Origin of the sequence: Cryobacterium sp. PH31-L1 (genome assembly GCF_030063145.1) — a bacterium.
Lineage (GTDB): Bacteria > Actinomycetota > Actinomycetes > Actinomycetales > Microbacteriaceae > Cryobacterium.
Genome location: NZ_JASISM010000007.1, coordinates 119,937 through 142,728, shown reverse-complemented (window position 1 = coordinate 142,728; position 22,792 = coordinate 119,937). Strand labels below are relative to the sequence as shown.

Annotated in this window: 19 protein-coding genes and 1 tRNA gene; 15 read left to right on the top strand and 5 right to left on the bottom strand. The window is 63.7% G+C overall.

The genetic code is table 11. The features are described 5' to 3' along the window. The first annotated feature begins 337 nt into the window (after positions 1-337). From QMF22_RS14815 to QMF22_RS14805, 3 genes are all read left to right on the top strand, one after another. Positions 338-2,779 (top strand): hypothetical protein, encoded by a 2,442-nt coding sequence (locus QMF22_RS14815; RefSeq protein WP_283454970.1) that lies wholly within the window; start codon positions 338-340, stop codon positions 2,777-2,779. A gap of 268 nt (positions 2,780-3,047) precedes the next feature. Beyond that, entirely contained in the window at positions 3,048-5,831 is a 2,784-nt protein-coding gene (locus tag QMF22_RS14810) for a hybrid sensor histidine kinase/response regulator (protein WP_283454968.1), read from the top strand. Positions 5,832-5,834: 3 nt separating this feature from the next. Beyond that, positions 5,835-6,713 (top strand): response regulator, encoded by an 879-nt coding sequence (locus QMF22_RS14805; RefSeq protein WP_283454966.1) that lies wholly within the window; start codon positions 5,835-5,837, stop codon positions 6,711-6,713. 4 nt (positions 6,714-6,717) lie between these two features. On the opposite strand, the gene QMF22_RS14800 is transcribed toward QMF22_RS14805, so the two are convergent. From QMF22_RS14800 to QMF22_RS14785, 4 genes are all read right to left on the bottom strand, one after another. Next, entirely contained in the window at positions 6,718-7,410 is a 693-nt protein-coding gene (locus QMF22_RS14800; RefSeq protein WP_283454964.1) for a TetR family transcriptional regulator, read from the bottom strand. A gap of 39 nt (positions 7,411-7,449) precedes the next feature. Beyond that, positions 7,450-8,742 (bottom strand): ABC transporter permease, encoded by a 1,293-nt coding sequence (locus tag QMF22_RS14795; protein WP_283454963.1) that lies wholly within the window; start codon positions 8,740-8,742, stop codon positions 7,450-7,452. Continuing rightward, complete coding sequence (locus QMF22_RS14790; protein WP_283454961.1) at positions 8,739-9,509, bottom strand: ABC transporter ATP-binding protein; 771 nt, start codon at positions 9,507-9,509, stop codon at positions 8,739-8,741. The genes QMF22_RS14795 and QMF22_RS14790 overlap by 4 nt, the downstream gene beginning before the upstream one ends. Before the next feature lie 123 nt (positions 9,510-9,632). Continuing rightward, complete coding sequence (locus QMF22_RS14785; RefSeq protein WP_283454959.1) at positions 9,633-10,286, bottom strand: MBL fold metallo-hydrolase; 654 nt, start codon at positions 10,284-10,286, stop codon at positions 9,633-9,635. 141 nt (positions 10,287-10,427) lie between these two features. Here QMF22_RS14785 and QMF22_RS14780 point away from each other — a divergent pair. The 4 genes from QMF22_RS14780 (at position 10,428) to QMF22_RS14765 (ending at position 12,612) form a co-directional block, all read left to right on the top strand. Continuing rightward, positions 10,428-10,500, top strand: a tRNA-Glu gene (locus QMF22_RS14780). 80 nt (positions 10,501-10,580) lie between these two features. Next, complete coding sequence (locus QMF22_RS14775; protein ID WP_283454957.1) at positions 10,581-11,288, top strand: histidine phosphatase family protein; 708 nt, start codon at positions 10,581-10,583, stop codon at positions 11,286-11,288. 9 nt (positions 11,289-11,297) lie between these two features. After that, a complete protein-coding gene (locus tag QMF22_RS14770) occupies positions 11,298-11,843 on the top strand; it encodes a DUF3090 domain-containing protein (protein ID WP_283454955.1) in 546 nt (181 codons plus the stop codon). A gap of 4 nt (positions 11,844-11,847) precedes the next feature. Then, positions 11,848-12,612: an SCO1664 family protein gene (locus QMF22_RS14765; RefSeq protein WP_502846966.1), complete on the top strand. Its 765-nt coding sequence runs from the start codon at positions 11,848-11,850 to the stop codon at positions 12,610-12,612. 95 nt (positions 12,613-12,707) lie between these two features. Here the strand turns inward: QMF22_RS14765 and QMF22_RS14760 are convergent, their stop codons facing one another. Beyond that, positions 12,708-13,841 carry a methyltransferase gene (locus tag QMF22_RS14760; RefSeq protein WP_283454953.1) on the bottom strand — a complete coding sequence of 378 codons (1,134 nt, stop codon included), beginning with the start codon at positions 13,839-13,841 and terminating at the stop codon, positions 12,708-12,710. 450 nt (positions 13,842-14,291) lie between these two features. Between QMF22_RS14760 and QMF22_RS14755 the strand changes: the two genes are divergently transcribed. The 8 genes from QMF22_RS14755 (at position 14,292) to QMF22_RS14720 (ending at position 22,777) form a co-directional block, all read left to right on the top strand. After that, positions 14,292-15,317 carry a TerC/Alx family metal homeostasis membrane protein gene (locus QMF22_RS14755; protein WP_283454951.1) on the top strand — a complete coding sequence of 342 codons (1,026 nt, stop codon included), beginning with the start codon at positions 14,292-14,294 and terminating at the stop codon, positions 15,315-15,317. Positions 15,318-15,354: 37 nt separating this feature from the next. Next, entirely contained in the window at positions 15,355-16,146 is a 792-nt protein-coding gene (locus tag QMF22_RS14750; RefSeq protein ID WP_283454948.1) for a PP2C family protein-serine/threonine phosphatase, read from the top strand. 149 nt (positions 16,147-16,295) lie between these two features. Beyond that, positions 16,296-17,756 (top strand): 3-isopropylmalate dehydratase large subunit, encoded by a 1,461-nt coding sequence (gene leuC / locus QMF22_RS14745; protein WP_283454946.1) that lies wholly within the window; start codon positions 16,296-16,298, stop codon positions 17,754-17,756. A 1-nt stretch (position 17,757) separates the two neighbouring features. Further along, the gene (leuD, locus tag QMF22_RS14740) at positions 17,758-18,375 is read left to right on the top strand and encodes a 3-isopropylmalate dehydratase small subunit (protein ID WP_283454944.1); all 618 of its coding nucleotides are present in this window, start codon (positions 17,758-17,760) and stop codon (positions 18,373-18,375) included. A gap of 151 nt (positions 18,376-18,526) precedes the next feature. Beyond that, the gene (gene murA, locus QMF22_RS14735) at positions 18,527-19,834 is read left to right on the top strand and encodes a UDP-N-acetylglucosamine 1-carboxyvinyltransferase (RefSeq protein WP_283455039.1); all 1,308 of its coding nucleotides are present in this window, start codon (positions 18,527-18,529) and stop codon (positions 19,832-19,834) included. 64 nt (positions 19,835-19,898) lie between these two features. After that, positions 19,899-20,639: a lysophospholipid acyltransferase family protein gene (locus tag QMF22_RS14730; protein WP_283455037.1), complete on the top strand. Its 741-nt coding sequence runs from the start codon at positions 19,899-19,901 to the stop codon at positions 20,637-20,639. Beyond that, positions 20,629-21,780: an NAD(P)H-dependent glycerol-3-phosphate dehydrogenase gene (locus QMF22_RS14725; protein ID WP_283454943.1), complete on the top strand. Its 1,152-nt coding sequence runs from the start codon at positions 20,629-20,631 to the stop codon at positions 21,778-21,780. The genes QMF22_RS14730 and QMF22_RS14725 overlap by 11 nt, the downstream gene beginning before the upstream one ends. Beyond that, complete coding sequence (locus QMF22_RS14720) at positions 21,680-22,777, top strand: D-alanine--D-alanine ligase family protein (protein WP_283454941.1); 1,098 nt, start codon at positions 21,680-21,682, stop codon at positions 22,775-22,777. Before QMF22_RS14725 ends, QMF22_RS14720 begins: the two co-directional genes overlap by 101 nt. Positions 22,778-22,792 lie beyond the last annotated feature (15 nt).

Genomic DNA, 22,792 nt, shown 5'->3' with positions numbered 1-22,792 from the left:
CGGCGAGTTGGCCGATCGAGCGTCGGATTTACCGGTCAGCGACGTATTTTGTGTGCAATAGGCTCATACTGCCATGAGTTTCTCATGGAATGCACAGGTGATGTTCACCCTGTGCCCGTCGACACACATCAATCTTGGGGAGATTACGACATTTATGTCGCTTGAAAACACGCCGCCGTCCACGCCACCGAATCCGTTCCAGCCTGGATCGATGCCACCGACTCCGCCCGCGCCGACTCCGCCCGCTCCAGACCAGGCCGCTCCTACTCAGCCCGCTCCAGACCAGGCCGCTCCTACTCAGGCAGCGCCGACACAGGAAAATCCTTACGCCCTACCAGTGGGCCGGCCCCTGGCCCAGGGGCCGAGCGCTCCGAACGTGTTCTCCACGATCGCGCCGCGCGCGTGGCGGGGAGCCATCGCATCCGCTGGAATCGGATACGGAGTGGCGTTCGTGGTCGCACTCCTGACGGTCGCCCTGACCGGGCTTCTCACCGGCTGGGAGATGTTCTCGGCCGGCTGGCTTGTATCCGGCCCGGTGCAGTTGGTCGCCATGGCGATGTTTGGCCAGCTGGGTGCGTCGGCAGAAGTTGACTTCTTCGTCGTCTTCTCCGGCAGTGTCAGCGTCGGGGCATTGCCGCTGTTAGTGCTCGCCGCTCTGCTGGCCGGAATCTATCTGTCCAGTCGTTTCGTTGGGCGCGGGGTTTGGCAGACATCCTCGGCCCTCATCCTGTCGGCCGTGTCCGGGCTCACGCTCGCTATTGGGACAACAGTGCTGGCGGCCGTGCTGCCCGTGCAGTTCCCCGACCTGGAGTTGGACATTCCTGTCGGCTCCACCTCCGCGGCATCCGTCGGTTCCTTCCTGGGTGCACTCGTCCTTGGATTCGCCGTTTCGTATGTGGCTCGTTTGCAGGCCACAGACGGATGGTCACGCCTGGTCGCTCGCGCAACCTGGCTGCCGTGGGGCACCGTGCGCATTGCGGCCCTGCACCTCGGCACGTTCATCGCTGTCATGGCGGTCGTGCTGGCCGTTCTGACTCCGCTTTCTGAAGCCGACGAATTCGTCGGTGTGCTCCCCGTATTCTTGTTCACCATCGCTATCAACGCCGTCGTGATCGGTCTGCTGGGCGCCTTCTCCGCAGACCTGAGCGACCTGGAGCGCGCGCTATCCGGCCTGGGCGGCGCGTCCGACCAACAGCCTCAGCAGAGCATTTCCGTGTTCACCGAGGGAGTCACCGGTTTTATCTGGCTCATCGTTCTGCTCGCCGTCATTCTGGCGGTTGTCGCCTCGCTGTTGCTCGCGGTTCGTCGCAACCGCGTACTCCCGGCCCCCGCGTCGTGGTTGGCCACCATCGCCACGTACGTGGTATTCGGCTTGATTCTCCAGCTGCTCGGCAGCGCATTGTTCACGGCGTCGATGACCGCCCCCGAAAGGGCCTCGGCCTCGGGAACGTTCGGCCCCGCTGCGTGGACTTTTCTGATCTTCGCCATCTGGGGTGCTGCGATTGAGGCCCTGACGCGCTTCGTCGCGCCGGTTGTCCTGGCTTATGCAACGCCAGGGACCATTGGCGTCCTGGTTAAGCTCTCGGGTCAGGAGCGCCTGCTGCCCGTCGTCCCGACGGCACCGCTCGTGCCCGCTGCAGCTGGCGCGCCTGTTGCCTCTGCGGGGATGCCGTACAGCATCGATCCCGCCAGCGCTGCCGCTGCCAGCGCCTTTCCCGCCGCGGGTGGGCAGCCGGGTGCGGCACCGCTTCCGTTCGCGACCACCACCATGTCGCCGGCCACTGCCAAGCGAGTCAAGATCGGTGCCATCATCGTCGGTGCCGCTGTACTGCTCATCATTGCTGGCAGCGTGGCAGGCGGCATCGTGCGTTCCTCGGTGTTCGGCCCGCAGAATGTCGCAACCGCCTACCTGGATGCCTTGGAAAAGGGCAACGCTACGACGGCTCTGAAGCTGCTGGGGTCGTCAGCGGATGCCGGTGACGGCCTGCTCTCCAACGACATCTTTGGGCTGGCAACCGATCGCATCGAAGATGCCGCCATCTCGGACGTCAGCATTGTTGGAGATGTCGCCCAGATCGAGGTGCACTTCAAACAGGGCGGAGTCGCCGATTCTGCCGTGCTGAAACTCACCCGCACGAGCACCGCCTGGCTGATCGCCGATAAGTGGTCCATTCTGAACGCCGAGCCGGGCCAGATCGATGTCTACTTGCCGTCCAGAATGGGCGATGTCGACCTCGAGGCGAACGGTACGTCGGTCGGGACGACACAGGACGGCGGGCTGAACCTGCCGGCTTTCCCCGGCACCTACGAAGTGGCCATGCCCGCCACCGACTATTTCGAAGAATCATCCGTGACCTATGTCGTGAGCGGGCTGCTCGGCGGCTCCGGGGAGTTCGTATCGAGTGACGACGAGTTCACGGCCACTCCAACCGCAGAGTACGAAGCCGCCGCACTGGAAGCCGTCAATACACTCATCACGACCTGCCTCGCCGCGGGCGAGGCCGCGTCGGACGACTGCCCGTACCTGGGGTACATCTCTTCTTACTACTCCAACGTGGTCTACACCCTCGTAACGGCGCCCGACCTCACGGTGGATCTGTCCTATGAAGAGGGTGGTTTGACGGTCAGCACCGACACCTACGGTGTCGTAACCATGGCGTACGACGTAAACTACGGATTCTCCTCCGAGATCCGCCATGAATCCGAGGAGAACTACCTTACGGTCACCGCTGAGGTCAACGTTGTCGACGGCGAGGTCGTGGTGACCGAGGTCTACTAACCCATCACCACAGCACTTCGGGTTCGGGTTCGGCGCAAGCCGAGCCCGAACTTTTTTTGTGACGGGGTGGGCATGCGCGACTACCCCAATAAGGGGGTATCTGAGGGTATTTCATGATATAGATTTAACCGAGGGAAATTCCCCCGGTCGACTCGCGGCAATCAAGCGAGGCGAAGTTGCCGACCGCGTGCCTCTTCAGCCTTTCCGTGAAGCGTCTCATCTACGTGACGCTCACTGCGCATCGATGGATCACGGAAGGCGTGATGACATGACACCCCACAGCCGCAAGAATCACTCTCGGCCGCCAGTTCCTTCTGATGTCACCGTTGTCGTTGAGGCAAGTCTCCCGGGCGGCGAGAGCTCGGTCGCCCAAGCTGCCGCGCTAGAGAAGAACCTGCTGGAGCAGACCGTGAGCCTGCAGGACGCCATCTTCAACAGTGCCAACTTCTCCAGCATCGCAACGGATGCCCAAGGCGTGATCCAGATTTTCAATGTGGGCGCGCAGCGCATGCTCGGATACGCCGCCGAGGAAGTCGTGAACAAGGTCACAGCGGCCCAGATGCACGACCCCGAAGAGATCGTTCTGCGAGCAGCCCAGCTCAGCCTGGAGTTCGGCACCACAATTAAGCCCGGTTTTGAGGCTCTCGTCTTCAAGGCGAGTCGCGGCATTGAAGACATCTATGAACTCACCAAGGTGCGTAAGGACGGTAGCCGTTTTCCGGCAATCGTTTCGGTGACCGCGCTGCGGGACGTCGATGCCGCCATTATCGGCTACCTGCTGATCGGAACCGACAATACCTCGCGCAAACAGGTGGAGATCGCCCAATCCGTGCTCGACCAGCGGCTGCGTGATCAGCAGTTCTACACGCGCTCCCTGATCGAATCGAATATCGATGCGCTGATGATGACCGACACCATGGGCATCATCTCCGACGTCAACCAACAGATGGTCGAACTGACCGGTCGCACCAGGGACGAACTGATCGGCGCTCCCTGCCGTAACTTCTTCACCGACCATGCCCGAGTCGACACCGCGATTCGGCGGGCCCTGGCCGAGAACAGGGTCAACGACTACGAGCTCACCGTGCGAGCGCTCAACGGCGATGAAACCGACGTCTCCTACAACGCGGCAACGTTCTACGATCGAGATCGGGTCGTACAGGGCGTTTTCGCCTCCGCCCGCGATGTCACGGAACGCAAACGGTTCGAGCAGGCGCTCAAGGAAACCAACATCGAGCTGGAGCACGCCAGCCGCATGAAAACTGAGTTTCTGGCCACCATGTCGCACGAACTGCGCACACCGTTGAACGCGATCATCGGTTTCTCCGAAGCTCTGAAAGACGGTCTCATGGGCGACATGAGTGAGTCCCAGCGCGACTATATCGGTGATATCTACACCAGTGGTCATCACCTGCTCGCCCTCATCAACGACATCCTCGACCTGTCCAAGGTGGAGGCAGGAATGATGGACATCGAGTTGGAGGCCGTTGACGTGCACTCGTTGCTGGAACAAAGCCTGCTGATCGTGCGCGAAAGCGCCTCGGCGCACGGCATTCAGCTTCGATTTGAGGGTGCAGACGACCTCGGCGTTCCGCAGCTTGACATGCGCAAGACCAAACAGATCGTCTACAACCTGCTCTCGAACGCGGTGAAATTCACCCCCGACGAGGGTCAGGTCACCCTCCTCGCCCAACGCGTACCGCGCAGCGCCGTCGGAAAGATTGACGGCTCCTGGCCCGTTCATGATTTTCCCCTGCCCAAGAGCGGCGTCACGGACTTCCTGGAGATTCGAGTCATCGACACGGGAATGGGCATCTCCTCGGGAGACATGTCGAAACTCTTTCTGGCTTTCAGCCAGATCGACAGTACTTTGGCACGCCGATTTGAGGGAACGGGACTCGGACTGGCCACGGTCAAGCAGATGGTGGAGCTGCAGGGCGGGACTGTCGCGGTGGCCAGCGCCGAGGGCGAGGGTGCAAGCTTCGCGGTGTGGCTGCCGCTGGGAGCGAGCGACCGGATAGGGCCGGCGTGGTCGACGGAAGGAGCGGAAAAGTCACCCATTGGCGGGGCCGCAATTCCTCCGACCGACACCACGGAGCCTTCGACCTACCGGCCGAAACCGCATCCGTTTCAATCATCCACCGCTGCAAACGCAGCGACAGTGAACGCGGGGTCGGCTTCGCTCGACGTCGAGGTGTACTCGACCACGACCGGGCAGCCGATCGCGGATTCCCTGGCCGCGGCCGCGAAGTCGAGGCCGGAGCAGGAGTTCGAGGCGCGGTCGGAGAAGCACGTTGCCCTCGTCATTGAAGACGACGCCAAGGGTGCCGAAGTGCTTCGGCTGCTGCTCGAAGCTGAGGGCTTTCGAGTCATCGTGGCGACCAGCGGGGAGGAAGGCCTCGCGATCGCCCCGCACCAGCACCTCAGTCTCATCACCCTCGACATCCGCCTACCGGGAATGGACGGCTGGGGCTTTCTGATTCGACTGCACGAGTTCTCCGATCTTGCAGCGGTACCCATCGTGATCATCGCGGGGGACACCGACATCAGTCTCGCTCTGACCCACGGTGCGGCCGCCGTGCTGGAAAAGCCGATCAGCCGGGCCGCGCTGCAGCAGTCGCTGAACGTGCTCGGCCTCAGCCCCGACGCGCTGCGCACCCGACGAGTGCTCGTAGCCGACGACGACCCCGAAACCGTCGACGTGATCGCACGATTCCTGATCCGACCGGAGTATGCGGTGGAGCGTGCCTTCACCAAGAATGAAGCCATCGAGATGGCGCAGAGATTGCATCCCGACCTCGTGCTGCTCAATCTGATGATGGAGGGGTTCAGCGGATACCAGGTGGTGTTGGCATTGCAGAGCGACGAGAGCACCGAACATATTCCCGTTCTGGTCGTCACCGGAAAACAGCTCACCAAACAGGAACTTGCAGCGGTCGACAGCGATCCGAGTCAGCCCGTGCGGGTGCTCGGCACGAAAGACTTCAACCGATCGGCTTTCATGGCCGAGGTCAAGCGAGCCCTGACGTCGGGCGACCCACTTCAGGGGTGACACATGGCCAGAATCCTGATTATCGAAGACAATGCCATCAACATGAAGTTGGCCACCCTGCTCGTCAGTCGGGCCGGCCACTCCACGCTGGAGGCCGTCGACGCCGAGACCGGCCTCCTGATTGCCCGTCTGGAAGTGCCGGATCTGATCCTGATGGACATCCAGCTGCCAGGGATGGACGGATTCGCCGCCACTGCCGAGTTGAAGAGTGACCCGATCACCGCAGAGATTCCGGTGATAGCACTGACCGCGATGGCGATGTCGCGCGACCAGGATCGCGCCCGTGAGGCTGGTTGCGACGCCTACATCACCAAACCGCTGCACTTTCAGGAGCTTCAGGACGCGATCAACTGGCTCATGCCACGGGTGGACGTTGAGGCGGCGTCAGACGAGGCCGGTTCCCGCACCCGTAACGTTCTGCAGCCAGCCCCGCTGCTGCGCGAGACGCCAGCGGATGTTTCCCCCGCGCACCAAGCACGGGCCGCCCGTCGTACTCCTGGCGCGACCCGCATACTCGTGGCCGAAGACAACCCGACGAACCAGAAGCTCATCCTCTGGCAGCTGAACCTGCTGGGTTACGAGGCCGATATGACCGACAACGGTGCCCTCGCGTTCGCGCGGTGGACCACCGGCAACTACGATCTGGTGATCACCGACCTGCATATGCCGGAGATGAACGGCTACGAACTGGCCGCGGCCATTCGGGCGGCAGAGCCGCCGGGTACCCGCATGCCGATTCTGGCGATGACCGCCAGCGCGGTGCGCGGCGACGCAGATCACACCCGCATGGTCGGCATGAACGAATACCTCATGCGTCCCCTGCACCTGGCCAAACTGCGGGCCGCCCTCCTGAAATGGCTCCCGCTGGAATCGGATCAGTAGCCGGTCAGAGCCCCGGGGTGCTGAGCGTGCGGCGCAGCAGCGTCAGCGTTCGGTCGAGCGATTCGGCCAAGGTCGGCGCCAGGTCGCGCTGAGCTGGTTTCACGTCGGTGTTGCTCAGCCGCTCGAAGTCCGGAATCCACTGAAGGGCCATGTAGCGCACGACGCCGAGCATGGCGTGGGTAAGCAGTTCGGCTTGCCCGTGGCGAAAGGCCCGATCGACGTCGTTCTCGGCGTCCACGGCAATGCCGCGGCCGAGGCGCAGGGAGACCAGCTCGATGATTTCGGCGGTGACCCGGGTCATCCGTTCCATCTGTTCCTGCATGAGCTGGGGATGCGCCCCAAAGATGCGCAGCCGGTCGGTGAACAGCTGCTCGTCGATCCCCTCGCGGGGGCCGATCGCGCTCATCAGGGTGAGTACATCGGGCAGCAGATCGTCGCCGGGGGCCGCGATGAATTCTCGGGCCCGACTCTCATCGATGCTGGGCGGTTCAGCCCCGATGATGGCGGCTTTCTTGGTCTTGAAATAATTGAAGAAGGTGCGCTGTGAGATGCCGCTTTGGCTGCAGATCATGTCCACGGTGACGTTGTCGAAACCGTGTTCCAGAACGAGGCTGACCGCGCTCCGTTCCACGCGCAGGCTCGTTTGGTGATGCTTGTCCTCACGAGTGTGTCGGCGTGGTGTCGGGCTGTCGGTCATGCCTCGTCCTGGTTCATCGATGTTTGGCAGTGGTCGGTGCTACTCGTACCGCAGTGACTCAATCGGGTTCTGTTTGGCCGCGCGCTGGGCCGGCAGTGTGCCGGAGAGGAACGCGATCAACATGACCAGCAGGATGACGAAGGCCACCGATGTCGGCTCGAAGAGGAGGATGTTCAGCCCTGGTAGACCCGACAGCAGGCCTTGCGACAGCACAGCACTCAGCACGGAGCCGAGCCCGATAGCCACGCCGGCACCGATGGCGCTGCCGAGGAAGCCGATGACGATCGCTTCGAGGCTGAACAGCGTGTAGACCTTGCCGCCGCTCATTCCCATGGCCTTCATCAGGCCGATCTCACGGGTGCGCTCCTGCACGCTCATCAGCAGGGTGTTGATGATGCCGAATGCAGCTGCGATCAGGGCAATCACGGCGAAGGCGTTGAGCACGCCGACGATGCCGTTGATCACCGTCTGCACGGCGCCGAGCTGGTCTTCGATGGTGCTCGCGGTGTAGCCCTCGGTGGCGAGGTCGGCCTTGAGCGCGGTCACGCCATCCGCCGACAGCGCTGTGTCGAAGTGGGCGACGGCCACGCCGTAGCTCGTGACCGCGGTCTCGATGCCGCCGGACTGCGCGTCGGCTAATTCGGCGATCAGGGCGTCGTTCGCGCCGGCGCCGGCAGCGAGCAGGCTCTCCAACGAAACGCCGACCACTGTGGCGTTCACGGTGTGCTTCTCGCCGAGAATATCGGTGATTCCGATCGAAACGGATGCCCCCACTGCGTCGTCCGCCGAGGCGAATCCGAGCGGAGTCACGAAGGTGTCGGGCAGCACAAGCTGTGCCTCGCTGGCGCTGCCGTCGAGTTGCCCGCCGGCGGTGAGGTCGGCGGTGGTGACGGCCGAGGTGGCGTTAATGCTGAACTCGTACTGCGTGCCAGTGCCGTATTCGATGTAGTCGGGCTGCACAGCGCGGATCGGATCGACCGAAACGATGCCGGCGGTGTCGCCGATCTTGTTAAGGTCGGTGTCGGTCAGTGCCTTGGTCGTGGTGCCGGGAGGTCCCTGCTGGCTGGAGACCGATGCTGAGCTGCCCGCGTCGTACTTTACCGGGCCGTCGCCGGCCGTGGTGGCGTCGCTGGCCTGCGTGATGATGAACACGTCGGGGGAGCCGAGGGCACCCACCTGGGCGTCGACATACTGGCTGACGCCGGCACCGACCGCGTTGGTGAGGGTGAGCGTGAAGGCACCGACGAAGATGGCCAGAACGGTCAGGGTCGTGCGTAGCTTGCTGCGAAAGGTATTGGAGATCGCGGTGGCGACGAGGTCTTTGGTTCTCATGCTGCGCCTCCGGCGGTGGTCTGAGCTTCCGGGGTGACCAGCGCATGGGCGCCGGTGTGGGGCGAATGGGTGTGGTTTGACGTGGTCTGCGACACGACGAGTCCGTCGCGAATGTAAATCTGACGGTCGCAACGGGCGGCGAGGTCCTCGTCGTGGGTGACGATGACCAGGGTGATTCCCTGGCTGTGGTTGAGTTCGAAGAGAATGTCTTCGACGACGGCGCCGGTGGCGGTGTCGAGGTTTCCGGTGGGTTCGTCGGCGAAAATTACGCGCGGGGCATTCACGAGGGCGCGACCGATCACGACGCGCTGCTTCTGACCGCCCGAGAGGGTCGTGGCTTTGTTGCCAGCCTTGTCGGCCAGCTCGAGCTGTTCGAGAACGTCCATGCCGCGCTTGCGGCGCTCCTTGCCGCCCATGCCGGCGATCTTGAGCGGCAGGATGACGTTGTCGAGCACACTCACGTTGGGGGTGAGAAAGAACTGCTGAAAGACGAAGCCGAACTCCTTGTTGCGCAGCTCGTTCACCGCGCGCTTAGAGAGCGACTTGGCGTCTTGGCCGGTAACCTGCAGGGTTCCCTTATCGGGTTCGTCGAGCAGGGCGAGCAGGTGCATCAGGGTTGACTTGCCTGACCCGCTCTTGCCGACGATCGCCACGGTCTCACCGGGAGCGATCTGAACGGACACCCCTTTCAAAGCATCGAAACGGCTCGCACCCGATCCGTAGGATTTCTCCAGGCCCTGCGCATCAATTACCCACTCGGAGTCCATCGGTTTCCCTCGGTTCTGGTGGCCCAGCAGGCCACAATTGCAGTAACTGCACTCTATTTTGCAGTTGCTGCAAGTTGCCTGTGGGTGGGCCGGTTCCGAGCGGATGCTCCGGTGCGGCGCGGCCTACAGATCGAGGCTGTCGCCCGGTTCCAGTGGGAAGAACTCGCCCCCGCCGAGCTTCGTGACGTTCTCGTATCGGGAGTTGGACAGGTCTTTTCCGGCTCGGGACAGCAGCATTTCGTGGGTGGGGAAGCTGCGCTTGGGCTTGATGGCGAAAATGAAGTCCATCGCCTCGCTTATTTTCATCCACGGGGCTGCGGCCGGCACGGCGAGGGTGCCGATCTCCACTCCCTCTGGAATTGTGAAGGCGTCGCCGGCGTAATACAGCTCCTCGTTCACGAGTACGCCGACGTTGTCGATGACCGGGATCGATTCGTGGATGACCGCGTGGGTGGCGCCGAAGAAGCGCAGGGTGAACGGCGCGACCTCGATGACGTCGCCGGCCTTGACGATGGTGACCGGGGTGTCGCTGAGGCTGGAGGCCGCGATGGCCCGAGCGACACCGGCCGGAGCGAAAATGCTGAGGTCAGGATTCATTTCGATGATGCGGGTGAGCTGCTCGGGAGTCCAATGGTCAGCGTGCTCGTGGGTGATCACGACGGCGACGGTGCCGGCCGTTCCGGTGAGCGCCGTAGTGAACGAACCGGGGTCGATGTAGAGCTTTTTGCCCGAGAGTTCGAGGATGAGAGCGGCATGCTCCAGCTTGGTCAGTTTCATGCTCCGAGCTAACCCCGATTTTAGTCGTGGCGCAACAGCATCCGCCTTCTTGAAGGGTGCTGGCAGCAGTCGCGACGCGCCGCGCGCGCTCAGTTTGGAAGTGCGCTCAACTGTGTGGCATACTCGGTAAGTTGCAAAAACGGCCCCATCGTTTAGCGGCCTAGGACATCGCCCTCTCACGGCGGTAACGCGGGTTCGAATCCCGCTGGGGTCACAATTGCCCGGTTGCCTTCTCCTGGGGTGCCGGGCACTTCTTGTTTAAGGGAGTGCTTCAGCCTGTATAGGCTCGTAGTCATGGCCACAGTCATTCTCGTGCGGCACGGTCGCACCACCGCCAATGCCACCGGAATGCTCGCCGGACGCACCCTCGGAGTCAGGCTCGACGAGGTCGGGCGCGAGCAGGCTGCCCGCACGGGGGAAAGGCTCGCCGCGGTTCCGCTGGTCGGCGTGGTCTCCAGCCCGCTGGAACGGTGCCAGGAAACCTCGCGCCTGATCCTTCGACACCAGGCCGGTTCACCGGTCAGCTCGATGGACGCGGACATCACCGAATGCGACTACGGAAACTGGCAGGGCCGCTCGCTCAGCGAGCTTGCGCTGGAAAAACTGTGGGCGGTCGTGCAGACGCAGCCGTCAGCGGCCGTTTTTCCCGGCGGCGAATCGATGGCGACCATGCAGGCCCGGTCGGTTGCCGCGATCCGGCGCCAGGACGCGATCTTTGAGACGCAGCACGGGCCGGACGCCGTGTGGGTCGCGGTGAGCCACGGTGACATCATCAAGTCGATTCTGGCGGACGCGCTCGGTATGCACCTTGACCTGTTTCAACGCATTTCGGTCGGTCCGGCCTCGGTTTCGATCGTGCGTTATGGGGCGCATCGCCCGAACGTCATCGCCACCAATACCGACGCCGGTGACCTGTCCTGGCTGCGTACGACTGTCGGCGCGGCCGACGCGCCGGTCGGCGGCGGGGCCGGACCTGATGCGCCACAGACATTGCGCTCCTAAAATAGTTTTATGCCCACAATTGTTCACGAATTTGACTGGCCCGATCGCGTCGTCGTCGGCACCGTTGGCGTGCCCGGATCACGCACGTTTTACCTGCAGGTGCGTACCGGAGCCCAAATCATCAGCATCGCCCTCGAGAAACAGCAATCTGAGCTGCTCGCCGAGAAGATCGACGAGATGCTCGAGCAGCTGACGGCGCACGAGTGCAACTCGTTCAGCGTGCCGGCCAGCACGCCGATCGAACTGGTCGACAACGACCCCTTGGAGCAACCGGTCGATGAGCAGTTTCGCACCGGCACCATGACCCTGGGCTGGGACGCGAGCACCGCGCAGGTCGTGATTGAGGCCTTTCCGCTCGTGGATGACGAGGACGACCCCGACGCGGCCAGCAGGGAACCGGCGGAAATGCTCGTGGTGCGCATTCCGGTGGGTTCTGCGCAGGCCTTCGCCATGCGTACCCGCGAGGTCGTCGGGGCCGGTCGCCCCATTTGCGCGCTCTGCGGCACTCCCATCGATGCGGACGGGCACGTCTGCGCCCTGCCCGGCGACAGCTGAGCTGATGGGGTCGGACCTCGACACCGCGGAGCTCGAGCTCACCGGCCGCATCCGCACAGCGTCCAATGCGACCTTCCTCGGGCGCATCGACGAAGTCGTGGTCGTCTACAAACCGATGGCCGGTGAACGCCCGCTCTGGGACTTTCCGGGCGCAATCCTCGCCCACCGTGAGGCTGCGGCGTACCTGGTCTCGGAAGCGCTCGGCTGGAACGTGGTACCGCGTACCTGGCTGCGCGACGGACCCGGCGGTGTTGGCATGGTGCAGCTCTGGCAGGATTCCGACCCGGACCAGGCAGCGGTCGACCTCGTCTTGACCACCGCTGTACCGGATGCCGGCTGGCGCCAGGTTTTCGACGGACGGGACGAAGAAGACCGCGCCGTCACCCTCATCCACGAAGATTCGGCGGCCCTGCGCCGCATGGCGGTCTTCGACATCGTCGTGAACAACGCCGATCGCAAGGGCGACCACATTCTGGCCATGCCAGACGGCCACCGCTATGGCGTCGATCACGGTCTCACCTTTCACGTCGATGACAAGCTGCGTACGGTCTTGTGGGGATGGTTGGGCGAGGAGCTCACACTTGACGAGTTGGCCGGTGTGGAACGAGTGCGTTCGCAATTGTCGGGCCAGCTCGGCGACACGCTCGCCGGGTTGATCACCGGTCCCGAGATCGCGCAGCTGGCCGCACGCTGCGATCACTTGATCGCCGAGCCCCGGTTTCCAGCCCCGCGCGGTGGCCAGTCCGCAGTGCCCTGGCCGCTGTTCTAGGAGGCCGCGCGTCCGCTCGCGAATCGAAAAACGCGACTGCCAGTGCGAATGCAGGTTCGCACGAACTTCCGACGCAGGACATGAGCAGCGCTGGGTTAGCTGGCGCAGAGTCGCCAGAGCGTGGTGACCTCGTTCGCACGCACCGCGTGCAGCGCGTCGCTCGTGTCGGTCGCGCGGGAGTGCACGGCGGGCGCGTCGAGTGCCTCGATCACCCGCAGGCCGGCCGATTCGATGGCCGTCAGTAGATCGTCGCGGGTGCGCAGCCCCACCAATTCGGCAAAATCGGAAAGCACGAGCCACACCTCGCCCCCGGGCTGCAAATGGTCAAGCACACCGGCCAGAAAGCCCTTGAGCATGCGCGAACCGGGGTCGTACACCGCGGCGTCGAGCAGCGAGTGCGCGGTCGCCGGAATCCACGGCGGGTTGCACACAATGACATCGGCGCGCCCCGCCGGAAAGAGATTGGTCAGTTGAACCTCAACGCGTTTGGAGAGCCCGAGTTGCACCATCGTTTCGCGAGCGGATGCGACGGCTCGCGACTCGATATCCGTCGCGATCACCCGCGGCACGCCCCGAGCCGCCAGCACTGCCGCGAGCACCCCGGTTCCGGTGCCGATGTCGAAGGCGAGGTTCGGCGCGGCCAGCGGAGCCGTCGCGACGAGGTCGACGTATTCACTGCGCACCGGAAAGAACGTGCCGTAGTGGGGGTAGATCGACGCATTCAGCGCGGCAACGGGAATGCCCTTAGTGCGCCACTGGTGCGCTCCGATCGTGCCGAGCACCTCGTGCAGCGACACAACGGATTCCTCCGCGATGCTCCCATAGGCGTCGACCGTGGCCGCGACCACGTCGGGGGCGCGCCGCAACTCGATGATATTGCCGGCCCGCATCGGAACGAGCAGCAGGCCGAGGATCCGAGCCCGATGCGAACGATTCTGCCGATACCGGTAGAACAACTCGCCGGTCGTGCGCTGGGATTTGTCGGGACGTGGCCGAGTACGGTGCTCGAGCGCCGTCAGAATCTGGCGGGCGTTCTGAAAGTCCCCGCTCCAGAGCATGGCGACGCCCTGCGAAGCCAGCCGATACGCGGCATCCGCTGTGATGGTGTCGTCAACGGGCACGACACTGGAGGGGGCGGGCGCGCCATTGGCCGAACGCCAGAGTGCTGAGGCCGAAATGCCTTCCCGAGCCCAGTGGACGTATGCACGGTCGTTTTCTGCGGAAGTCATCGAACCCGGTGCATGGTCATAGCCTTCAACTATAGGTCGCCGCCGCCGCATCGTGACCGTGTCATCGTTCGCCCTTGGCGACAGCGGCCGGCCTGCACCACATCGTGATGATCGGCGGCGCTGCCATGCTGCTGCATGCGGGTGTTCTCCTGCTGATCCTGCGACGGGGCATTAGGAAGACTCAACGCCGCATCAAACTGTAAGGAAGCCGGCATACCCGGGAATCCTGGACCGGGTGCGCGCGGGCCCGCTACGCTGTTAGAATTTCATAAGCGAAGGGGAGTATCCCTCTGGGCCCGATCGGGTTCTATATCGCGATCGTCAATACGGGCCGCGCTGTCGGGGCCCCGGTCGCGATGGTATCGATTGGCTCCATTTGGGTCCTATTGGTGCGGGAGAGACTTTCGGGTTCTGTAACACCCGACTCCCGTTATTTCTTGAAAGGCCCCCGTGGAACTCGCTCTCCCGCTTTGGTTCGAAGTTGGATCACTGGTCGTTCTGACCTTGATTCTCGTTGCCGACCTGCTCATCGTCTACAAGCGCCCGCACGTGCCCAGTATGCGCGAGGCTGGCCTGTGGGTGGCGTTCTATGTGACCCTGGCGCTGATCTTCGCCCTGCTCATGCTGCTGCTCGGTGACGCAGAGCATGCCGGGCAGTTTCTCGCCGGCTGGCTCACCGAGTACAGCCTGTCGATCGACAACCTGTTCGTCTTCGTGATCATCATGGCGCGGTTCTCGGTACCGCGAAAATACCAACAAGAAGTGCTGATGGTGGGCATCATCATCGCCCTCGTGCTGCGCGGTATCTTCATTCTCGCGGGTGCCCAGCTGATCGAAAGCTACGCCTGGATCTTCTACATCTTCGGGGCGTTCCTCTTCTACACCGCCGTCAAGCAGGCGTTCTCCAACGAGGAAGAAACCGAGGACAAAGAGAACGCGGTCATCCGGCTGCTGCGGCGTCGCATCCGTATCTCGTCAGAATTCGACGGTTCCAAGGTGCGAACCCTGATCGATGGCAAAAAGGCCTTCACCCCGATGCTGATCGTGTTCATCGCGATCGGCACCACCGACCTCATCTTCGCGCTCGACTCGATCCCGGCGATATTTGGCATCACCCAGAGCCCCTTCATCGTGTTCACGGCCAACATCTTCGCTCTCATGGGCCTGCGCCAGTTGTACTTCCTGCTCGGCGGACTGCTCGAACGGCTCGAATACCTCAAGTACGGCATTGCGGTCATCCTTGCTTTCATCGGCGTCAAGCTCGTGCTGCACGCCATGCACACCAACGAAGTCGTCTTCATCAACGGCGGCGAAAACATCGAGTGGGCCCCGGAGATCGACACCTGGACGTCGCTCGGTGTGATCATCGGTAGCATGGCCGTGGCCACCATCGCGAGCCTGATCAAGGCGCGTCACGATGCCAAGAAGCGTGGTCACACGCTGGCCGAGGAGATTTCGGCGACCGCCAAGGAATGACGAGTAGAGGCCGGGCACCGGCGAACGGGGGGTTCTCATGACTCTGAACCAGCAGAGCACGATTGAACTCTCCACCGCCACCGCCCGCCTCTTTTTCAGCGCACGCACCGACGTCGGCAGCGTGCGCACGGTGAATGAAGACAGCCTTCTGGCACAGTCACCGGTTTTTCTGGTCGCCGATGGCATGGGCGGCCACGCGCAGGGCGAGGTCGCCAGCCAGACCGTGTTGCGGGTGTTCGACGAGCACATCGCGCGCGACCTGCCGTCGACCCCGGAGCGCATCCTCGACGCCATCCACTCCTCGAACGACGCCGTGCGCGATCTCAGCGCAGCCGACGACTACGGCACCGCCGTGTCGGGCACGACCCTGGCCGGCATCGCTTTCGTCGACGCCGGCGACGATGTCGGTTACCACTGGATGGCCTTCAACGTCGGCGATTCACGCATCTACACCTGGACCGACGGGGTTCTGAGTCAGCTCTCGGTCGACCACTCCGCGGTGCAGGAAATGGTCGACGCCGGCCTGATCTCCACCGAAGACGCCGAGAAACATCCGGAGCGGAACGTCATCACCCGCGCGATCGGCGCCGACGAATTCGTCGATGCCGACGTTTGGCTGCTTCCGGCCCTGGGGGAGCAGTCCTTTCTGATCTGCTCCGACGGCCTGACCAAGGAACTCGACGACGAGGCGATCGCGCGGGTCCTGGCCATGGACATCCGTTTGGATGTCGACGGACGCAGCGTCGCCGACATTCTCGTCGATGAGGCCATCGAGCACGGCGGGCGTGACAACGTGAGCGTCGTCTACGTGGCGTCGGCGTTCGACTGACCGCTGGCGAGGCAGGCGGCTGGACGAGGTGTTACCCTGAATCCGTGGTGAGCCGACTTCTTCTGTGCCGCGACGAGTCCCTGTCCTGAGGCCTCCCTCGTCGCGGAGTTCGGCGTGGCTGCCATCGATTCGTGAGGAAGACGCTCAAAATGCCCAACGTAATACCCACTTCGAAACAATATTCCAGCACCGGCCTGCGCACGCTCGCCGAGAAGGTCTGGGACAAGCACCTCGTGACCAAGGGCGAGAACGGCACGCCCGACCTGATCTACATCGACCTGCACCTGCTGCACGAGGTCACCAGCCCCCAGGCCTTCGACGGTCTGCGCCTGGCCGATCGACCGCTGCGCCGTCCCGATCTCACGATCGCTACCGAAGACCACAACACGCCGACGCTGGCCATCGACAAGCCCATCGTCGACCTGACCAGCCGCACCCAGATCGAGACCCTGCGTCGCAACTGCGCCGAGTACGGTGTGCGCCTGCACTCTCTCGGTGACATCGAGCAGGGCATCGTGCACGTCGTCGGCCCGCAGCTCGGCCTGACCCAGCCCGGCATCACCGTGGTCTGCGGTGACTCGCACACCTCCACCCATGGCGCCTTCGGTGCCATGGCGCTCGGCATCGGCACGAGCGAGGTCGAGCACGTCATGGCCACCCAGACGCTGCCGCTAAACCCGTTCAAGACCATGGCCATCACGGTCAACGGTGCCCTGCGCACCGGGGTCACCGCGAAGGACATCATCCTCGCCGTGATCGCCAAAATCGGCACCGGCGGGGGAGCCGGCTATGTGCTCGAATACCGTGGTGAGGCCATTCGCGCCCTCTCCATGGAGGGGCGCATGACCATCTGCAACATGTCGATCGAGGCCGGCGCGCGCGCCGGCATGGTCGCCCCCGACCAGGTGACCTACGACTACCTCGAAGGACGTGCCCACGCGCCCCGCGGCGCTGACTGGGATGCCGCTGTCGCCTACTGGCAGACCCTGGCCACCGATGAGGGCGCGAGCTACGACGCGGAGGTCATCATCGACGCCAACGAGCTCGAGCCATTCGTCACCTGGGGAACCAACCCCGGTCAGGGCGTGTCCCTGAGCGGATCCGTCCCGAACCCCGCCGACATCATCGACGCCAACGAGCGTTCGGCCGCTGAGCGGGCCCTGGAATACATGGACCTCACGGCCGGCACCCCGATGAAGGACATTCGGGTCGACACAGTTTTTCTCGGTTCCTGCACGAACAGCCGGGTCGAAGACCTGCGCGCCGCCGCCGAGATCATCAAGGGCAAGACCAAGGCCGAGGGACTGCGCATGATGGTCGTTCCCGGCTCCGCCCGGGTGCGCATCGAGGCCGAAGCCGAGGGACTCGACAAGATCTTCCTCGATTTCGGCGCCGAATGGCGGTTCGCCGGCTGTTCGATGTGCCTCGGAATGAACCCCGACCAGCTCGAACCCGGAGAGCGCTGCGCCTCGACCAGCAACCGAAACTTTGAGGGACGACAGGGTAAGGGCGGGCGTACCCATTTGGTGTCCCCGCTCGTCGCGGCCGCCACGGCCGTTCGCGGCACGCTCTCGAGCCCGTGGGACCTCGTTCAGGATGGAGATCAGTAGCATGCAGAAATTCACCACCGTCACCGGAGTTGCGGTGCCGCTGCGCCGTTCCAACGTCGACACCGACCAGATCATCCCGGCCGTGCACCTCAAGCGCGTCACGCGCACCGGCTTTGAAGACGCGCTGTTCGCTGCCTGGCGCCTCGACCCGGACTTCGTCATCAACAAAAAGGAATACCAGGGCGGTCGCGTGCTCGTCGCCGGCGCCGACTTCGGCATCGGCTCCTCCCGCGAACACGCCGTGTGGGCCCTGCGCGACTACGGCTTCGACGTGGTGCTCAGCCCCCGCTTCGGCGACATCTTTCGCGGCAACTCCGGCAAGCAGGGCCTGCTCGCCGGCCAGATCAGCGAAGCGGACGCCGAAACCCTGTGGAACCTTCTCGAGTGCGATCCTGGCGTTGAGTTGACCGTGGATCTGGTGAGTAAAACAGTGCGTGTCGGGGATCTGACCGTGAATTTCGAAATCGACGATTACACTAGATGGCGGCTGCTCGAAGGTCTCGATGACATCGGTCTGACCCTGCGTGACGAAGCGCGGATCAATGAATTCGAAGCGACGCGAGAGCCATGGTTGCCCCGAACCCTTCCCGCGCTGTCGCCGGAATCAATCTCCAAGTAACACGAAGACAGGTATTTTTGTGAGCACTCTCAGCGAAGCCCGGCGTGATCAAGAAGCGAAGAATTTGAACGACGCCCGGCAGCACGACGACGCGAACGAACGCGGGAGTGCCCAGAACCACGGGGCAGCCGTTGGCCTCACCGCCGACAAGATCACCATTCGCGGCGGCATTCCGCTGGTCGGTCGCATCGAGGTGAAGGGGGCGAAGAATCTCGTCACCAAGGCCATGGTCGCTGCCCTGCTCGGTGAAACCCCCAGCGTACTCAAGGACGTTCCGAATATCAGCGATGTTCGGATCGTTCGCGGGCTGCTGGAGGTGCACGGCGTCAAGGTCACCGAGGGTGATGAAGATGGAACCCTCATCCTCGACCCGGTTGACGTGGAGAGCGCGCACTTCGCCGCGATCGACGCCCACGCCGGATCGAGCCGCATCCCGATCCTGTTCTGCGGACCGCTGCTGCACCGGCTCGGCGAGGCGTTCATCCCCGACCTCGGCGGCTGCCGCATCGGCGATCGCCCGATCGACTTTCATCTCGAGGTGCTGCGCAAGTTCGGTGCGGTCGTCGAGAAGCAGCCCAACGGCATCCGCATGTCGGCACCGAACGGTCTCAAGGGCGCCAAGCTCGAACTGCCGTACCCGAGCGTCGGGGCCACAGAGCAGGTGCTGCTCACCGCGGTGCGTGCCGACGGCATCACCGAACTCAAGGGCGCGGCAATCGAGCCCGAGATCATGGATCTCATCAATATTTTGCAGAAGATGGGTGCCATCATCACGGTCGACACCGACCGCGTGATTCGCATCGAGGGCGTTGAACGCCTCATGGGCTACAACCACCGCGCACTGTTCGACCGCAACGAGGCCGCCAGCTGGGCTGCTGCCGCCCTCGCCACCGACGGTGACATCTTCGTCGGCGGCGCCCGCCAGCCCGAAATGATCACCTTCCTCAACGTCTTCCGCAAGGTCGGCGGCGCTTTCGATATCTGCGACGACGGCATTCGCTTTTATCACCCGGGCGGCGACCTGAAGCCCGTCATCATCGAAACGGATGTTCACCCCGGCTTCATGACCGACTGGCAGCAGCCGCTCGTCATCGCCCTCACCAAGGCGCACGGCACCTCCATCGTGCACGAGACCGTCTACGAGCAGCGGTTCGGCTTCGTCGACGCCCTGGTGGAAATGGGCGCGACCATTCAGATCCACAAGGAATGCCTCGGCGGCCACCCCTGCCGGTTCGGCCAGCGCAACTTCAACCACTCAGCTGTCATCACCGGGCCGACGAAGCTGCACGGAGCTGACATCGTCGTGCCCGACCTGCGCGGCGGCTTCAGCCACCTGATCGCGGCACTCAGCGCCGAGGGCACCAGTACGGTCAGCAACGTGGGAATCATCAGCCGAGGCTACGAGAACTTCATCGGCAAGCTGCGGCTTTTGGGGGCGGACTTCGATCTCGAAGGATAATAGGCGCGTGCCTGAAAACAACGACGTGCCAGAAACCCCCGAGTCTCCGCCGTCGCCGACCCGAATCCGTTCGGAAAAGAGCCGGCCGAGCGCGTTCTGGATTCTTGCCGGGCTGATCCTGCCGGTGATGAACCTCGCGGCCCGCTACGAGATCATCGACGCGCACAAGTTTCCGCGCAGCGGTGCGTTCGTCTTCTCGCCGAACCACTACAGCGAGATCGATCCAGTGGTCATGGGAGTCGTGGCTTGGAAGCTGGGGCGGCTGCCGCGGTTTCTGGCCAAGGCATCCGTTTTCAAGATTCCGGTCATCGGCTGGGTACTGACCAAATCGGGCCAGATTCCGGTGCAGCGCGGCGGATCGGTGCGCGGCAGCGAACCGGTCAAGGCCGCCCAGCGCCTGGTCGAAAAAGGCCAGATCGTGGTCGTCTACCCGGAAGGCTCACTCACCCGTGACCCCGAACTGTGGCCGATGCGCGGCAAGACCGGAGCCGTGCGCATCGCGCTCGAACAGGGCATTCCGATCGTGCCGGCCGCCCACTGGGGTACGCAGAAGCTGATGCCGCGGTATTCCAAGAAGATCAGTCTGTTTCCGCGCAAAACCATCACGGTGAAGATCGGCGACCCGCTCGACCTCTCCCAGTTTCGGGGGCGCAGCCTCGACACTGCCACGCTCAACGAGGCGACAGCGGTCGTGATGGTCGCCATCACGGCGCTGCTCGAAGACCTGCGCGGCGAGAAGGCTCCGGTCAAGCGCTGGAACCCGTCGGAGCACAACCAGAAAGAGACAGGCCGTTTTGAAGCCTAGAACCCCCCAGCTGCCCAAGATCCAACCAGGCACCAGGGTGGCCGTTCTCGGTGCTGGCAGTTGGGGAACCACCTTCGCCAAGATTCTGACGGATGGCGGCGCCGACGTCGTTCTGTGGGCCCGCCGCCCCGAGTTGGCCCGAGAAATCTCCGAAGCCCGCCGCAACAGCGACTACCTGCCCGGCGTGAACCTGCCGGTGGGCCTGCGCGCCACGAGTCGCCTCGACCTGGCACTGGCCGGCGCCGAAATGGTCTTCGTCTCTGTGCCCAGCCAGTCCCTGCGGGAGAACCTCAAACAGGTCGAACCGTACCTGGCCGCGAACGCGATCGTCATCTCGCTCATGAAGGGCGTCGAGCGCTCCACCGGTATGCGCATGAGCACGGTGATCGAAGAGGTGCTGCACATCGACCCCGCTCGCATTGCCGCGATCAGCGGGCCGAACCTCGCGCTCGAAATCGCCAAGGAACAACCCACGGGGGCCGTCGTCTCCTCGGTGAGCCTGGAGACCGCGCAGGCCGTGGCCAAACTGGCGACCAACCGCTATTTTCGTTCCTACATCAACACCGACGTCATCGGCACCGAATTCGGCGGCGTGCTCAAGAACCTCATCGCGGTGGCCATCGGCATCGTCGACGGCGTCGGCTTTGGCGAAAACACCAAGGCGTCGATCATCACCCGTGGACTGGTCGAAATGACCGACTTCGCGGTGGCCTACGGCGCTCAGGCCGAGACGCTGGCCGGCTTGGCTGGTCTCGGTGACCTCATCGCCACCTGCCAGTCGCCGCTGTCCCGCAACAACACGGCCGGGCGGCTGCTCGGCCAGGGGTACAGCATCAACGACGTCGTCAAGCAGATGCAGCAGACCACCGAAGGCCTCGCCTCGGTAAAGCCCGTTCTCGAGCTTGCCCGCGCCAAGGGCGTCGACATGCCCATCGTCGAACAGGTACGTCAGGTGCTCGACGGCACACTCAACCCCCGCGACATTGCGCCGCACCTCACAACAGACTCCGGCGAACCGCAGGGCGAAAGGACACTTGACGATGGACAAGCTCACGGTGGTGCTTCTCTTTGGAGGGCGTTCCAGCGAACACTCGATCAGCTGCGCAACGGCGGGCGGAGTGCTGGCAGCCCTCGACCCTGATCGTTACACGGTCATTCCGGTGGGAATCACCCGTGACGGGGCGTTTGTGCTGGAAGACAACGACCCGGCCAAGTTCGCCCTGAACGCCTCAGCTCTGCCCGTGGTCGCCGACAACGGCACCCGGGTGCGCTGGCCCGAGAGCGGGTCGACCCGGGAACTGACCGTCGTCGACGCCGCCGGTGAGCGGTCGCTCGGCTCGGTCGACCTCATATTCCCGATTTTGCATGGACCGTTCGGCGAGGACGGCACAATTCAGGGCATGCTCGACCTGCTCGGCCTGCCGTATGTCGGGTCGGGAGTGCTGGCATCCGCTTTGGGTATGGACAAACACTTCGCCAAGACCGTCTTTCAGCAGGCGGCATTGCCGGTGGCGCCGTGGCGCACCCTGACAGCGGATGACTGGGCGCAGGCGCCCGGGATGGGCTACGCTGCCCTGGAACAGCTCGGCCTGCCCGCCTTCGTGAAGCCGGCGCGTGCTGGGTCGAGCGTCGGCGTCAGTCGGGTGTCGACGCCCGAGCAACTGGCCGAGGCCATGACGGTGGGGCTCGCCCAAGACAACAAGGTATTGATCGAATCCGGGCTCATCGGCCGCGAACTCGAAATTGCAGTGCTGCAGGGACGCCCGGGGGAGCCGACCCGCGCCTCAGTGGCCGGCGAGGTCGTCGTAACCGGCCGTGACTTCTACGACTTCGCCGCGAAATACCTCGACGCACCGGGGGTCGACCTGGTCTGCCCCGCTCTCTTGTCGGCGGAGGAGCTGGCCGAGGTACAACGGCTGGCGATTCGGGCGTTCGAAGCCATCGGCGGCGCAGGCCTGGCCCGAGTGGACTTCTTTCTCACGCAGGCGGGCTGGGTGATCAACGAGATCAACACCATGCCCGGCTTCACGAGCATCTCGATGTTCCCGAGCTGCTGGCTGGCCAGCGGCTACACCTACCCCGAGCTGATCCACGAGCTCATCGCGGTGGCCATCGCCCACGCCCGCCACGGTTCCTGACCCGATCGCCATGAG